The following is a 13,843-nucleotide window of genomic DNA, read 5'->3' as shown; positions in this document are numbered from 1 at the left end:
CCGCTGACCCGTTCCAGCTATCATGCGGGCAAGGACTTTGCGGAGATGCGTGCGGCGCGTGAGGCGCAACTGGCCAAGGCGGCACGCTGAACCAATGCCCAAGCATCACGAGACAAGGCCGCTTCCCTATTCGCCGGATCAGATGTTCAATCTCGTTTCCGATGTGGTGGCTTATCCTGAGTTCCTGCCCTGGGTGAGTGCCATCCGGGTGCGATCAGACAGCGACTCTGAAATGATCGCGGACATGATCGTGGGCTTCAAGGGAATCAAGGAGAGCTTCACCAGTAGGGTGCACAAGCATCGCCCCGATTTTGTGCGGGTGGACTATCTTGAGGGTCCGTTGAAGCATCTTCACAACCAATGGCGCTTTCGCGACGACGGGCGGGGCGGGGTGCTGGTAGATTTCGAGGTGGAATTCGAATTCAAGAACCGTCTGTTCGAAATGCTGGCTGGGCAGATGTTCGACAAGGCGCTGCGCAAGATGATCGGCGCGTTCGAGACGCGTGCGGCAGACCTTTACGGCGACTCGGGCAAGAGCAGTTCGAGCGCGCAGAGCGCCGCCTGAAGCCGGACGCCGCCGCGCCCGCTATCTTCAAAATGATGCATGTCGGCTACGACCTTGTCAGGGTTGCCGCCGCGTTCGGCGCGGGCAAAGACGACGGTGCCCACCGGCTTCTGCTCTGAACCGCCGCCGGGGCCGGCGATGCCGGTTATGGCTACCGCGACATTGGCATGGCTTTTGGTGAGCGCGCCTTGCGCCATCGCCCATGCGGTTGCGATCGAGACGGCTCCGAAAGTTTCCAGAACATCCTGCGAAACTTTAAGCAACTCATTCTTCATATCATTGGAATAAGTAATAAATCCCGCCTCGAACACCTCCGACGAGCCCGCGATTTCAGTGAGTGCCGCGGACACGAGACCCCCGGTGCAGCTTTCCGCAACGGCAATGGTTCGGCCAGCGCGGCGGTTGGCGATGATGACGCGTTCGGCCAGTTCGACCAAGGGCGCGGGAAGAATGCTGTCGGGCATGGCTCAGAATAGCGCGGGGAGGGAGATGGTTGCAACTGCTTGCGCGGCAATACCTTCGCGACGCCCTGTAAATCCCAACCGCTCGGTCGTGGTGGCCTTTACGCTCACCCGTTCGACCGGAATGGCGAGGATCTCGCTGATCCTCACCCGCATGGCTTCCCGATGCGGGCCAATCTTGGGCGCTTCGCAGATGATGGTAAGGTCGATGTGATCGATGCGCCCGTTACGATGCGCCACCCGGGCTCCTGCATATTGCAGGAAGCGCGAAGACGCAGCGCCCCGCCATTGGGGGTCGGACGGCGGAAAATGGCTGCCAATGTCTCCTTCCGCCAGTGCGCCGAGCAACGCATCGACAATAGCATGGATCGCGACATCGGCATCGCTATGACCGGAAAGCCCTCGGTCATGGTCGATCTGGACGCCGCCCAGCCAAAGCTCCTCACCAATCGCAAGGCGATGAACGTCATAGCCCATGCCGACGCGGGTCGTCCGCTGGCTTGAAAGCCATGTTTCCGCCCTGCTGAAATCTTGCGGGTAGGTCAATTTCTCTAGCCTTTCATCGCCATCGACGAGAGTGACGTCATGGCCGCGCTCGCGGAGCATCTGCGCATCGTCGGTGGCATCGCGCCCGCTGTCCCAATTACGATGCGCGGCGAGAATGGCCCTGAATTGAAAGGCCTGCGGCGTTTGCACCCTAAAAAGATTGGAGCGATCCACGACCTCTCCAATATGATCCTCGATGCCGCGGATAAGGGTATCGGCGACGGGCAGGACGGGAACCGCGCCCACCGCAGTTTCGAGTGCTTTCAGAAGGCGATCGACTACTACGGGCGGCAGAAAGGGGCGAGCGGCATCGTGAATAAGCACGCGGTCGGGGCCTCCGGCCGCCGCGATCGCCTCCAGCCCGGCCCGAACCGAGCCGCGGCGGCTGTCTGCGCCCTGCACTACTGCGGCAACCTGGCCGTCGGAGATCAATGATGCGACAACTTCTTCCTGCCCAGCGCCGATAACGAGCATTATCGCATCGACTGCCGGGTGCGCGCTAAAAGCATCGACGGCATGGGTTAGTACGGCTTTGCCGCCGATTCGGCGGAACTGCTTGGGCAGGTCTCCACCCGCTCGGCTACCCTGGCCGGCCGCGACGACGAGCGCGACGGTCTTGTACTTGCTCCCTGTCATGTCGCGCCTGTAGCCCAGGGCAATGCGCTTCGCCAGAGCCGCTTGCTTGCCGTTGGGCCGCTTTTCGGCTAAGGGCTGCCTGTTTTTTAGGCAAAGTTGGTGATGCGCGCTCTTTCCCCCATTTCTGTCGGTCCGGTGACAATCGACATGCCCGTGATCCTGGCGCCCATGACTGGCGTTACGGACATGCCGTTCCGCACTTTGGTGCGCCGCTACGGTTCGGGCCTGAACGTAACCGAGATGATTGCCACAGCAGCGATGATCCGCGAGACGCGGCAATCACTTCAGAAGGCTGCCTGGCATCCCGTGGAGGAGCCGGTGTCGATGCAGCTTGCCGGTTGTTCACCGGTCGAGATGGCGGAGGCGGCCAAGTTGAATGCCGATCGCGGCGCGGCGATCATCGACATCAACATGGGCTGTCCTGTGAAAAAGGTCGTGAACGGCGATGCGGGCAGCGCGCTGATGCGTGACCTGCCGCTCGCCGCAGCACTGATCGAAGCGACGGTGAAGGCGGTGGACGTACCGGTCACCGTCAAGATGCGAATGGGCTGGGATCACGCCAGCCTCAATGCGCCTGAACTGGCGCGGATCGCCGAAGATCTGGGCGCGAAGATGATTACCGTTCATGGGCGAACCCGCTGCCAAATGTATAAGGGCAGCGCGGACTGGGCTTTCGTGCGGAGCGTTAAGGAAGCAGTATCGCTGCCCGTGATTGTCAACGGTGACATCTGCTCGATCGAGGATGCGGAAACGGCACTGGATCAGAGCGGAGCCGATGGCGTCATGATCGGGCGGGGTGCTTATGGACGGCCGTGGTTGATCGGCCAAGTGATGCACTGGTTCCGTACGGGCCAGCGTCTTTCCGATCCTTCCCTTGAGGAACAATATCAACTGATTACAGAGCATTATCGTGCAATGCTCGATCATTATGATGGTTTGACCGGCGTTAACATGGCGCGCAAACATATCGGTTGGTACACGAAGGGCCTCACCGGATCAGCTGAGTTCCGCAACGCCGTGAACCAGGAACCGGATGGCGCCGTAGTGCTCGACATGCTTGCCAATTTCTACGAACCGCTGATTGCACAGGACGGGGCGATCGAGACGCGCAAGGCCGCATGACCATGCCGCTGACGACCGTCCCGCCGCCCCGGATGCAGCAGGACGGGCCTTCGCTGTCCGAATTGATGACTGCGCTGCCGGTGGCGACGCTGGTAGTGGCACCGGACAATCGTATCGCTGACGCCAATGTCCGGGCAGAAACATTGCTGAACATGGCGCGGTCGGCGATCGTTGGCAGTGACGTCGCGCGCACGATCCGCATGGCGGAAATGGGCGCGCGCTTCGATATCTGGCACAGCAACAAGCCAATCGCGGCCTATGACGTAAAGGTGCACGCAGGCCGGACTGCCGAGACGGAAGTGGACCTGATGATCGCGCCCATCATCGATCATGAAGGATGGCGCGTGGTATCCATCCACGCGCAGAGCCAGGCGCGGAAGATCGGGCATCGGGGAACGGCCGGGGGAGCCCGGTCGGCGATAGGGGCCGCCGCCATCTTGGCGCATGAAATAAAAAATCCGCTTTCCGGAATACGTGGCGCCGCCCAATTGCTGGAGTCGGGCAACGGGGGCCGGGACGTGGCGCTGACGCAGTTGATCTGCAATGAGGTGGATCGGATCGCCGCACTGATCGATCGGATGCAGGATTTCACGACCGATCGTACGCTGGAATGTCACGCGGGCAATATCTACCCGCTTATAGATCGCGCGGCCAACATCGCGGCTGCGGGTTTTGCCAGAAATATCAGGATTATAAAGCGTTACGACCCATCTCTTCCATTTGCGATCATCAACGACGATGCACTGGTGCAGGTGATGATCAACCTGTTGAAGAACGCCGCAGAGGCGCTCGAACATAGCGAGAAACCGCGCATCCGTGTGGAGACGGCGTTTCGCCATGGCGTCTCTGTGGTCGTCGGCGACGGCAAGGGCAGCGCGGTGCTGCCGATCGAGATATTGGTGATCGATAACGGCCCAGGCGTGCCGGAACACATATTGGACCACCTTTTCAACCCATTCATCACCGGCAAGCGGGACGGCCAGGGCCTGGGGCTTGCCCTTGTCGATAAGCTGGTGCGGGACATGAACGGCTTCGTCCAATATTCACGCGATCAGGAAGCGGGGGAATCGACCTTCCGCATCCTCCTGCCCATGGGGATGCCCTGATGTCGGTCACAGGTTCGATCCTTGTCGTCGATGACGATCCCGCCATCTGCGTTGTGGTGGGTGAAGCGCTGAGGCGGCAGGGGCACAAGGTCAAGACCGCCTCGTCGATCCGCGAACGTGGCGCTTTGATCGACAGCTTTGCCCCTGACGTACTGATCACGGACGTCATGCTGCCCGACGGAGATGGGCTGGACGGTGTGGCGGACATATTGGAGCGCAAGCCCGGCTTGAGCGTGATCGTCCTTTCGGCACAGAATACGCTGAATACTGCCATTCGAGCGACAGAAAAGGGCGCTTTCGAATATCTGCCCAAGCCGTTCGATCTTAACGAACTTGCCCGGGCGGTCGGCGATGCGCTGGGCACTGGCAAAGTTAATGAAAGCGACGGGGCGGAGGGCGCACTGCCCCACGACGGTTTGCCTTTGGTCGGTCGTTCTCCGGCGATGCAGGAGGTTTACAGGACCATCGCGCGCGTATTGTCCAATGACCTTTCAATACTGGTATTGGGCGAGTCGGGGACCGGAAAGGAACTGGTGGCCGAGGCTATTCATGTCTTGGGTCAGCGCCGTACGAAGCCCTTCGTCGCGATCAATATGGCGGCCATTCCGCGCGAACTGATTGAAGCCGAACTGTTCGGTTATGAAAAGGGCGCTTTCACAGGGGCGAGTGTTCGGACAGCCGGAAAGTTCGAGCAGGCGCAGGGCGGCACGCTCTTCCTCGATGAAATCGGGGACATGCCGATGGAGGCGCAGACGCGGTTGCTGCGCGTTTTACAATCAGGCGAGGTGACGACCGTCGGCGGATCCAAGCCCGTACGCGTGAATGTCCGCATCATCGCCGCTACAAATAAAGACCTGCCGCGGCTGATCGAGGAAAACAAATTCCGGCAGGATCTCTACTACCGGTTGAATGTCGTGCCCATCTCACTGCCAGCGCTGCGGGAGCGACGGGAGGATGTGATCTTGTTGGCCAGGCATTTCCTTGATCGCGCCGCGCAAGAGGGGTTGCCGCGCAAGTCACTCTCCGACGACGCGGCACAGCTTCTGATGGCCTATCATTGGCCAGGCAATGTCCGCGAGTTGCAGAATCTTATGCAGCGGCTCGCGGTGCTAAGCCGTGAAAATGTGATTGCGGCAGATGTGCTTCGTAACAGCCTACCGCTCGACATGGTGCCAGCCGATTATGCGGCGCCGGCGGATCAACTTGGTCAGGCCGTACGGGAATGGGCGAAGCGGCAGCTGGGCATTGGCCTAGGCCAGCCCAACCGGAATTTGCATGACGACCTGCTCGCCGTAATCGAGCCAATCTTGTTCCAGGAAACGCTGGCGAGCGTGGACGGCAATCAGATTCGCGCGGCCGGGCTCCTGGGGATCAACCGGAACACTCTGCGGAAAAAGCTGACGGACTATGGATTGGACCCGCTCCAATTGCGCATTGCGGACTGATCGCTGGGACGAGCCGACTGAAGTGTCCGGCCAAGGGACACGCCGCCCTAATTACTGTGTTTGAACAAGCACGGCGTTGTTGTAAGAAAGCCACTATGCAAGGTGCAGTGACTCTCTCCACGCGAGGTCGGGCATGGAAGAGATATTTTCCGCCCTTCCTACGTCGTCACCTGGCGCCGCTGGTCGAGACTATCACGCTCCTCCTTTTTCTCGGGACGGCGGGCCTCACCTACTTTCTGCTCTCGGGCCAGGGCCAGTCCTACACGTTGTTGACGCCGCCCATCGTCGCCCTGCTGCTGGTCGGCAATCTTGTCCCTGCAATTGCGCTGCTAGTTCTACTGGGACGCCGGGTCGCCAAGCGCCGCGCGGCACAGTCGGCGATCGGGAGCGAGGGTCAGCTTCACGTGCGGTTGGTCGCCATCTTCTCGATCGTCGCCAGCGTGCCGATGTTGCTGGTGGTAATTTTCGCTTCCCTCCTGTTCCAATATGGCGTGCAGTTCTGGTTTTCCGACAGCGCACGCGGAATGTTGCAAAATGCAAGCGACCTCGCCCGCGGCTATTATGAACAGAATTTGCGGGAGGTTGGCGACGAAACGGTCACCATGGCGAGCGACCTCCGCGACTATCTGACGCAGTCCAATGTTTCGAGCCCCCGCTTTGCGGAAGGCTATATCTATCAGGTCGTGACGCGGAAACTGAACCGATCGGCGATTATCGAAGTCGGCAAGGACGGTGTCGCGCGTACTGCAGCCACCGTCGATCCAGACAGCCGCCCAGCTTCGGAAATGCTGTCACTGGAGGTCGTTAAAAGGTTGGAAGCAGGCGAGAATGTCGTCGTTGCTGCCAAACCCAACCAGATCGAAGCGGTGACGCTGCTCTATCCCGGTGCGAAAATATATCTGTATGCGACGCGCGATTCCGGTTCCACGGCGTTCAGCAACGTCGAACGCGCGCAAAAAGTGCTCTCAGACTATGATATATTTGCTGCCCAATCCCGCGCATTGCAGCTTCGTTTCAACGTCGCATTGTTCGTTGGGTCTTTGCTGCTTGTCGGCATAGCGGTCTATATCGCGCTGGCAGTGGCTGACTGGATGGTCCGCCCTGTGAATGAGTTGGTGACGGCAGCCCGGCGCATCACGGCGGGAGACCTGTCGGCGCGCGTGTCCAATCCGCAAGCGCGCGACGAGATCGGCACCTTGGCCGCAGCCTTCAATCGGATGACCCAGCGACTGGAGGCACAAACAGGCGCGCTTGTGGCGGCGAATAGCCAACTCGATGAGCGGCGCGCCTTTATCGAAGCAATCTTGTCGGGCGTGTCGGCGGGCGTGCTGTCGGTGGATCGCGACGGGATCATTCTCCTGCTGAACAGCTCCGCGGCGGCTATTCTCGTGAGGGAAGGGGATGATCCGGTGGGGCGGCCGCTGACGGCGGTGTCGCCGGAACTTGCAGCTCTCATCGCATCGGAGGAGGGGGCTGGCATCGTCCAAACGCGTGCTCATGGCGAAGTGCGGACGTTGGCGGTCAAGGTTTCGGAGGATGCGTCGCGCCACATCCTTACCTTTGATGACATAACGCAGCAGTTGTCAGACCAGCGTCGCGCCGCATGGTCCGACGTCGCGCGGCGCATCGCTCATGAAATCAAGAACCCGCTGACCCCGATCCAACTCGCCGCGGAACGCCTGCAGCGCCGCTATGCTGACGAGGTTACCAGCGACAAGGCGACCTTTACCCGGCTGACCGGCACGATCGTTCGGCAGGTCGGAGATTTGCGACGCATCGTGGACGAATTCTCATCCTTCGCACGCATGCCCAAACCAGTGTTCCGGCGCGAGGCAGTGGCGGACATCGCCCGTCATGCGCTGTTTCTGCATGAGGTGGCGCATCCGGATGTGCGGTTTGAATTCCGCAGTGCTTCACCCAATATGGAATTGGTCTGCGACCGGCGGCAACTGGGGCAGGCCCTGACCAACATCGTCAAGAATGCGGTGGAAGCCATAGAGCCTAAACCCGACCCCGTCGAAGGGGAGGCGCGGGGCCATGTTCGCATGACCCTTGCGCAGGAGGATGGGCATCTGCTGATCGAGGTCAGGGACGACGGCATCGGACTACCGCCGGAACGGGAGCGCGTGCTGGAGCCTTATATGACGACGCGCAGCAAGGGTACGGGTCTGGGCCTCGCGATCGTAAAGAAGATCGTGGAGGAACATATGGGCGAAATTCGCCTGAGTGATGCGGATGGCGGAGGCACAAGCGTGACGTTGCGCTTTCCATCAGCCGCGTTGGAGAAATTGGAAGAGGGGCAGGTTGTAGCCTTGTCCAAAGGAAAAGTGACGGCCAATGGCGCTTGATATTCTGGTAGTCGATGATGAAGAGGACATTCGCGACCTGGTCGCGGGCGTGCTCGAGGATGAAGGCTTTTCCACCCGTACCGCGGCCAACAGCGACAGCGCGATCGAGGCGCTGGATGCACGGCGGCCGTCTCTGGTCCTGCTCGATGTATGGCTGCAGGGATCGAAGCTTGATGGGCTGGAACTGCTCGATGAGATCAAGCGCCGCGACCTCACCATTCCCGTGCTGATGATTTCGGGACATGGCAATATCGATACGGCGGTCGCAGCGATCCGAAAAGGCGCGGCAGACTTTATCGAAAAGCCGTTCGAAGCCGACCGCTTGTTGCACCTGGTCTCCCGCGCGACAGAGACGGAAAGGCTGCGGCGCGAGAATCAGGTTTTGCGCGCCCGCTTTGGCCAGGATGATGAGCTGACCGGCACGTCGGCCGCGATCAACGGGGTGCGCGCGACGATCAAGAAAGTGGCAGGCACCGGGAGCCGCGTACTGATTTCCGGGCCGGCCGGGGTCGGCAAGGAGGTCGCAGCTCGGATGCTCCACAGTTGGAGCGGCAGGGCCGACGCGCCTTTCATCGTCGTGGCTGCGGCGCGTATGGACCCCGATCGCGTCGAAGAAGAACTGTTCGGAGTGGAAGACCCAAGCGGCCTGGTACGCCCCGGCTATCTTGAGCAGGCGCATGGTGGCACGCTCTATCTCGACGAGATCGCAGACATGCCGCTCACAACGCAGGGCAAGATCCTGCGGGTTCTGACCGACCAGAGCTTCACGCGCGTGAGTGGGCAACGCCAGGTTAAGGTGGATGTGCGGGTCATTTCATCGACCGCGCGTGACCTGGGAGTGGAAATAGAAGAGCGCCGGTTCCGCGAGGATCTCTTCTATCGCCTCAACGTCGTGCCGCTTGTCATTCCCTCGCTGTCCGAACGGCGCGATGACATCCCGCCGCTGGTCGAACATTATCTCGCCCGCTTTGCCGCTGACCGCCGCGTGCCTTCACCGGAAATCGCGAGTGACGCCATGGCCGCGCTTCAGGCGAATGAATGGCCGGGCAATGTTCGTCAGTTGCGCAACGTAATTGAGCGCACGATGATACTTGCGCCCGGTGAGCGTATCGGGCGGATCGAACTCGACATGCTGCCCAGCGAATTGACCAACAATGGTTCCAGCGAGGGAATGGGCCAGTCTGCGATCATGGGAGCACCGCTGCGGGAAGCCCGGGAGAGTTTCGAACGCGAATATCTGCGCATTCAAATCAGGCGCTTTTCGGGAAACATATCGCGCACCGCAACCTTCATCGGGATGGAGCGCTCCGCGCTTCACCGCAAGCTGAAGTTGCTGGGCATTACTGACGGCAAGGACAACTGACGGAATCGCGTGAGCCATACCGCATCTGGGGCATGGACGGCTGTTCGCAATTGCGGTAGTTTCCCAATCGCTTCCGGCAGGCGGGAGCAGGCAAGACGCCCTGCCCAGGGGTGCGAGAGCGGGTAACGTCCCGCCAATAAGGTGAAGACCGTGGCCGACAAACTCAACAATCTTCAGGACATTTTCCTAAACAACCTGCGCAAGAGCAAAACCCCGGTGACCATGTTCCTGGTCAAGGGCGTGAAGCTGCAGGGGATCATCACTTGGTTCGACAACTTCTCCGTCCTGTTGCGGCGCGATGGTCAGTCGCAGCTAGTTTACAAGCATGCGATCTCCACCGTGATGCCGGCCCAGTCCATGGACCTGACAGACTTGCGCAAAGCGAGTGACGGCAATGCGAAGCCGAAGCTGCTGCAGGAAATTTTCCTTAGCGCGGTCCGTAAGTCCGGAAGCCCGGTCACGATGTTCCTCGTTAATGGCGTTATGCTGCAGGGGGAGATCGCCGCTTTCGATCTGTTCTGCATGCTGCTGGAACGTGATGGCATGGTCCAGCTGGTTTACAAGCACGCCATTTCCACCGTTCAGCCCCTCCATGCGCTCGATCTCAGCGGTGAAGGCGAGGGCGAGGATTGACCAATTTATATTCCTTCGGCCCGTCTTCGTATGAAGCGGGCCGGCGCCTGATGCGTTAGGCGATCATGGCGGTCTTCAATCGCGATTCTGCCGATGAGGTATCGCGCGGCGCGCGCGCTGTTGTCGTGCGCGCAGAGGTTCATGGTGTCGAGCGGCGCGACAGCGAGGCACGGCTAGAGGAGGCAAAGGGGCTCGCACTGGCGATCGGCATCGATGTGCGTGCCGCTCAAGCCTTTCGTGTGCGCGATCGAAAGCCGGCAACGCTGTTCGGCGGTGGCCAGGTCGATCAGATCGCGACGCTGGCGCGAATGGAAGAGGCCGAACTGGTCATCGTGGACAACGCGCTTAGCCCTGTTCAGCAGAGCAATCTGGAAAAGGCGACCGAAGCCAAGGTGATCGATCGGACCGGGCTCATCTTGGAAATCTTCGGCGAGCGCGCGGCCACCAATGAAGGACGGCTCCAGGTCGAACTCGCTCATCTTGACTATCAGGCGGGGCGACTGGTTCGCAGTTGGACGCATCTTGAACGGCAGCGAGGCGGCTTCGGCTTCCTTGGCGGCCCGGGTGAAACGCAGATCGAAGCGGACCGGCGGATGATCCGCGACCGGATGGCGAAGATTCGCAGGGAACTGGATCAGGTCACGCGGACCCGAAGCCTGCATCGGGCGCGGCGGCAACGTGCGCCGTGGCCGGTGATCGCGCTGGTTGGCTACACCAATGCCGGGAAATCCACTCTTTTCAACCGGATGACAGGCGCGCATGTGATGGCGGAGGATCTGCTGTTCGCAACGCTTGATCCGACCATGCGCCAGATTGCGCTTCCGGGTTTGGACAAGGCGATCCTGTCGGATACCGTGGGCTTTGTGTCGGACCTTCCGACCCAGCTTATCGCGGCCTTTAGGGCCACTCTGGAAGAGGTGCTGTCTGCAGACCTCATCATCCATGTCCGCGACATTGCGCATCCCGACAGCGAGGCGCAGCGAGACGACGTGATCGACGTGCTGAGCGAGCTTGGCGTAGCGGGGGAGGGCGCGCTCGAGGCGAGAGAAGAGGGAGATGAAGCTCCGCCGATCATCGAAGCGTGGAACAAGCTCGATCTGCTGGACGAAGATGCGGCCGGACAAGTGCGCGAGATGGCGTCCCGGCGGGATGATGTCGTGATCCTGTCGGCGCTTACCGGAGAAGGGGTGGATGACCTGCAACGGACGATCAGCGGCCGTTTGACCGCTGGGGCGCAAGTCCATCAACTACAGGTGCGGCTGTCGGATGGCGCGGCGCTGGCGTGGCTGCATGAGCATGGCGAGGTGATCGACAGCACGGCTGGGGACGGAGAGATGATCATCGATGTCCGGCTTTCGGAGTCCGCGCTTGCCCGTTTCCGGAAACGCGCGACGATCTGACCGCCGATTATTGCTCGGCCAATCGGCGCTTGGCTCGTTGCCAAAGCTCCTCCTTGTCATCGAGCGGCAGAGCGTCAAATTCCTCGCCTGCGATCTCTTCCATCACCCGGAAGCGTGACTCGAACTTGGCGTTGGCGGAGCGGAGTGCGGTTTCGGCATCGACCTTGAGGTGGCGGGCGAGGTTGACCACGGCGAACAACAGGTCGCCGATTTCCTCATGATGTTCTTGTGGGGAGGCTGCCTCATGAACTTCCTGCAGTTCTTCCTCGATCTTGGCGAGGACGCCCTGAGTGTCAGGCCAATCAAAGCCAGTTCGGGCAGCGCGCTTCTGGAGCTTTTCGGCGCGGAGTAGCGCGGGCAGCGCTTGGGCGACTCCCGCAAGCGCGCTGCCGTCCGGATCGAGACCGGCGCGTTCGGCGGCCTTGATGGCTTCCCATTGGGCGTGGCCATGTTCGCGCGGAATGCCGTTGCCGAAGATGTGCGGGTGGCGGCGGATCATCTTTTCAGTGACGCCATCAATCACGTCCTGAAGCGTGAAATGACCCGCTTGCTCCGCCATTCGGCTGTGGAAGGCAACCTGTAGCAGGAGATCGCCCAGCTCGTCGCGGAGCGCGGGCATGTCGTTGCGCTCGATGGCGTCAGCGACCTCATAGGCTTCTTCTATCGTGTAGGGCGCAATGCTGGCGAAGTCTTGCTGAATGTCCCAGGGGCAGCCGGTTTCAGGATCGCGAAGTCGGGCCATGACATTGGCGAGCGGCATGATGTCGGCGGGGCTTGCCTTTGTCTCAGAAGTCATGGGCGGTCCTGAATTGATGAATGAAATAGCGAGAAGATTGAAGTTGGCGGAGGGGTCCGGTTATAGGGCAACGGCCTTGTTCGCACCGGATAGAGAAGACACTATCTGTCCCCGATAGAAAAGACACCATTAATGACAGCAGGGGCTGCGTGGAGCCCTCGGGATAGCGCAGCGCAGACCCTGCTGATGGCGTAACAGTGGAGGGGAAGGGCACGGACCCGCTGCGAAGGCAGCGGGCTCGGTCAGAACCGCTTTAGCGCGCCTTCACGAACTCGAGCGTGCCGTGCGCTCGTAACTCCGCCGGGCTGAGCCGGGGACGACGTTTGAGCTTTGCCCCGCCCAACCGGCGTCCGTCGATCTTCGCCGGCGCCTCCGGTTCGGGGAACAAATGCGCGGGCTGGTCGCGGCGAGCAGGGGCATAGTTGTTCCGCTGCCGGTGATGCGGCGCGATCGCCTGGATTTCCTTTGCTAGCGCCAGTGCCGCGTCGAGATGCTTGTTATCGACGATGGCAGGTTGATTGATCCGGGGCATCTTGTCGAACAGGCTATAGGGAAGGGAGCGCCCATCGTGGCGGATCTCGACTGTGCCGTCAGGATATTCACAGACATCCACGCGCTTGCGCACCAGTTCCTTGCTGAACGGGTTCGGCTCCAAGAGGAACAGAACTTTGTTATAGTGCAGCGTCAGCGCAGCAGTGACTGTCCGCTGTTCGCGCCAGACCATGACAGAGCGCAGATCATCCCGCGGTGCCAGAGGTCGGTGTAAATCGCGACTGTCTGCGGCCGGACGAGCGAAGCGCGCATTGTGCCCAACCATGTAGCTCGGCAGAAAGACGTTCGCTTCTTCGATCGACGAGATACCTTCCAGGCGCATCGCCTTGATCAGGCGATCCTGTAAGGTACCGTTGGCTCGCTCGACCCGGCCCTTGGCCTGCGGCGAGTTGGCGCAGATGATCTCGATGTTCAGCGCATCGAGCGCGCGCCCGAAATGTGTCATCCCATCACCCTTTGCGGTCGCCTTGGGGTTACGAAAGACCGTGTGTTTATCGGAATAAAAGGCCACCGGCTTGCCGTGCTGCTCGATATATTCGCGGGTCGCTTCCATGTAGGAAAAGGTGCTCTCGCTCTCGACCATCTTAAGGTGCAACAGCTCGCTGGTCGCGTCGTCGATGTAGACAAGCAGCGTGCATTTGGGACCGCGAGTCTCGAACCAGGCATGCTCCGAACCGTCGATCTGGACCAGCTCGCCGCGGCATTCCCGCCGGTGGCGCGGTTGATAAGGTCGAGAACGCCGCGCGGCGCGATCCTTCCAGATTCCCGCGTCGATCATCATCTGCCGCAATGTCTCGCAGCCCACCGCGATATCATGACGCTCCGCCAGATACTCACGCGCCAGGGTCGGTCCGAAATCCACATAATGCT

12 protein-coding genes are annotated in these 13,843 nt (G+C 60.7%); 8 read left to right on the top strand and 4 right to left on the bottom strand.

All coding sequences use genetic code 11. The features are described from left to right. Window positions 1–94: 94 nt before the first annotated feature. On the top strand, window positions 95–565 hold the full coding sequence (locus ACFO3E_RS15225) for a type II toxin-antitoxin system RatA family toxin (protein ID WP_066523843.1): 471 nt from the start codon (window positions 95–97) through the stop codon (window positions 563–565). Here the strand turns inward: ACFO3E_RS15225 and ACFO3E_RS15220 are convergent. Beyond that, entirely contained in the window at window positions 517–1,029 is a 513-nt protein-coding gene (locus ACFO3E_RS15220; RefSeq protein ID WP_066523842.1) for a CinA family protein, read from the bottom strand. The two genes, ACFO3E_RS15225 and ACFO3E_RS15220, sit on opposite strands and share 49 nt — an antisense overlap. A gap of 3 nt (window positions 1,030–1,032) precedes the next feature. Beyond that, on the bottom strand, window positions 1,033–2,208 hold the full coding sequence (locus ACFO3E_RS15215; RefSeq protein WP_380805812.1) for a bifunctional 2-C-methyl-D-erythritol 4-phosphate cytidylyltransferase/2-C-methyl-D-erythritol 2,4-cyclodiphosphate synthase: 1,176 nt from the start codon (window positions 2,206–2,208) through the stop codon (window positions 1,033–1,035). Window positions 2,209–2,310: 102 nt separating this feature from the next. Between ACFO3E_RS15215 and dusB the strand changes: the two genes are divergently transcribed. From dusB to hflX, 7 genes are all read left to right on the top strand, one after another. After that, window positions 2,311–3,330 carry a tRNA dihydrouridine synthase DusB gene (gene dusB / locus ACFO3E_RS15210; RefSeq protein WP_066523840.1) on the top strand — a complete coding sequence of 340 codons (1,020 nt, stop codon included), beginning with the start codon at window positions 2,311–2,313 and terminating at the stop codon, window positions 3,328–3,330. Further along, complete coding sequence (locus ACFO3E_RS15205) at window positions 3,327–4,436, top strand: two-component system sensor histidine kinase NtrB (protein ID WP_380805809.1); 1,110 nt, start codon at window positions 3,327–3,329, stop codon at window positions 4,434–4,436. The genes dusB and ACFO3E_RS15205 overlap by 4 nt, the downstream gene beginning before the upstream one ends. After that, complete coding sequence (gene ntrC, locus ACFO3E_RS15200) at window positions 4,436–5,881, top strand: nitrogen regulation protein NR(I) (protein WP_066523838.1); 1,446 nt, start codon at window positions 4,436–4,438, stop codon at window positions 5,879–5,881. The genes ACFO3E_RS15205 and ntrC overlap by 1 nt, the downstream gene beginning before the upstream one ends. A 95-nt stretch (window positions 5,882–5,976) precedes the next feature. Then, window positions 5,977–8,229, top strand: a complete 2,253-nt coding sequence (locus ACFO3E_RS15195; RefSeq protein ID WP_380805806.1) for a sensor histidine kinase — start codon at window positions 5,977–5,979, stop codon at window positions 8,227–8,229. Continuing rightward, on the top strand, window positions 8,219–9,592 hold the full coding sequence (gene ntrX / locus ACFO3E_RS15190; RefSeq protein ID WP_066523836.1) for a nitrogen assimilation response regulator NtrX: 1,374 nt from the start codon (window positions 8,219–8,221) through the stop codon (window positions 9,590–9,592). The genes ACFO3E_RS15195 and ntrX overlap by 11 nt, the downstream gene beginning before the upstream one ends. A 141-nt stretch (window positions 9,593–9,733) precedes the next feature. Further along, a complete protein-coding gene (gene hfq / locus ACFO3E_RS15185; RefSeq protein WP_257784361.1) occupies window positions 9,734–10,225 on the top strand; it encodes an RNA chaperone Hfq in 492 nt (163 codons plus the stop codon). 65 nt (window positions 10,226–10,290) lie between these two features. Then, entirely contained in the window at window positions 10,291–11,625 is a 1,335-nt protein-coding gene (gene hflX / locus ACFO3E_RS15180; RefSeq protein WP_066523835.1) for a GTPase HflX, read from the top strand. Window positions 11,626–11,632: 7 nt separating this feature from the next. Here the strand turns inward: hflX and mazG are convergent, their stop codons facing one another. Both mazG and ACFO3E_RS15170 read right to left on the bottom strand, forming a co-directional pair. Then, entirely contained in the window at window positions 11,633–12,421 is a 789-nt protein-coding gene (gene mazG / locus ACFO3E_RS15175) for a nucleoside triphosphate pyrophosphohydrolase (RefSeq protein WP_380805801.1), read from the bottom strand. 253 nt (window positions 12,422–12,674) lie between these two features. Further along, window positions 12,675–13,835, bottom strand: coding sequence for an ISNCY family transposase (locus ACFO3E_RS15170; protein WP_380805814.1), 1,161 nt, complete (start codon window positions 13,833–13,835; stop codon window positions 12,675–12,677). Window positions 13,836–13,843 lie beyond the last annotated feature (8 nt).

The organism is Sphingobium tyrosinilyticum (genome assembly GCF_042654265.1).
Taxonomy (GTDB): domain Bacteria; phylum Pseudomonadota; class Alphaproteobacteria; order Sphingomonadales; family Sphingomonadaceae; genus Sphingobium; species Sphingobium tyrosinilyticum.
This window is presented reverse-complemented; position numbering and strand designations above follow the sequence as displayed.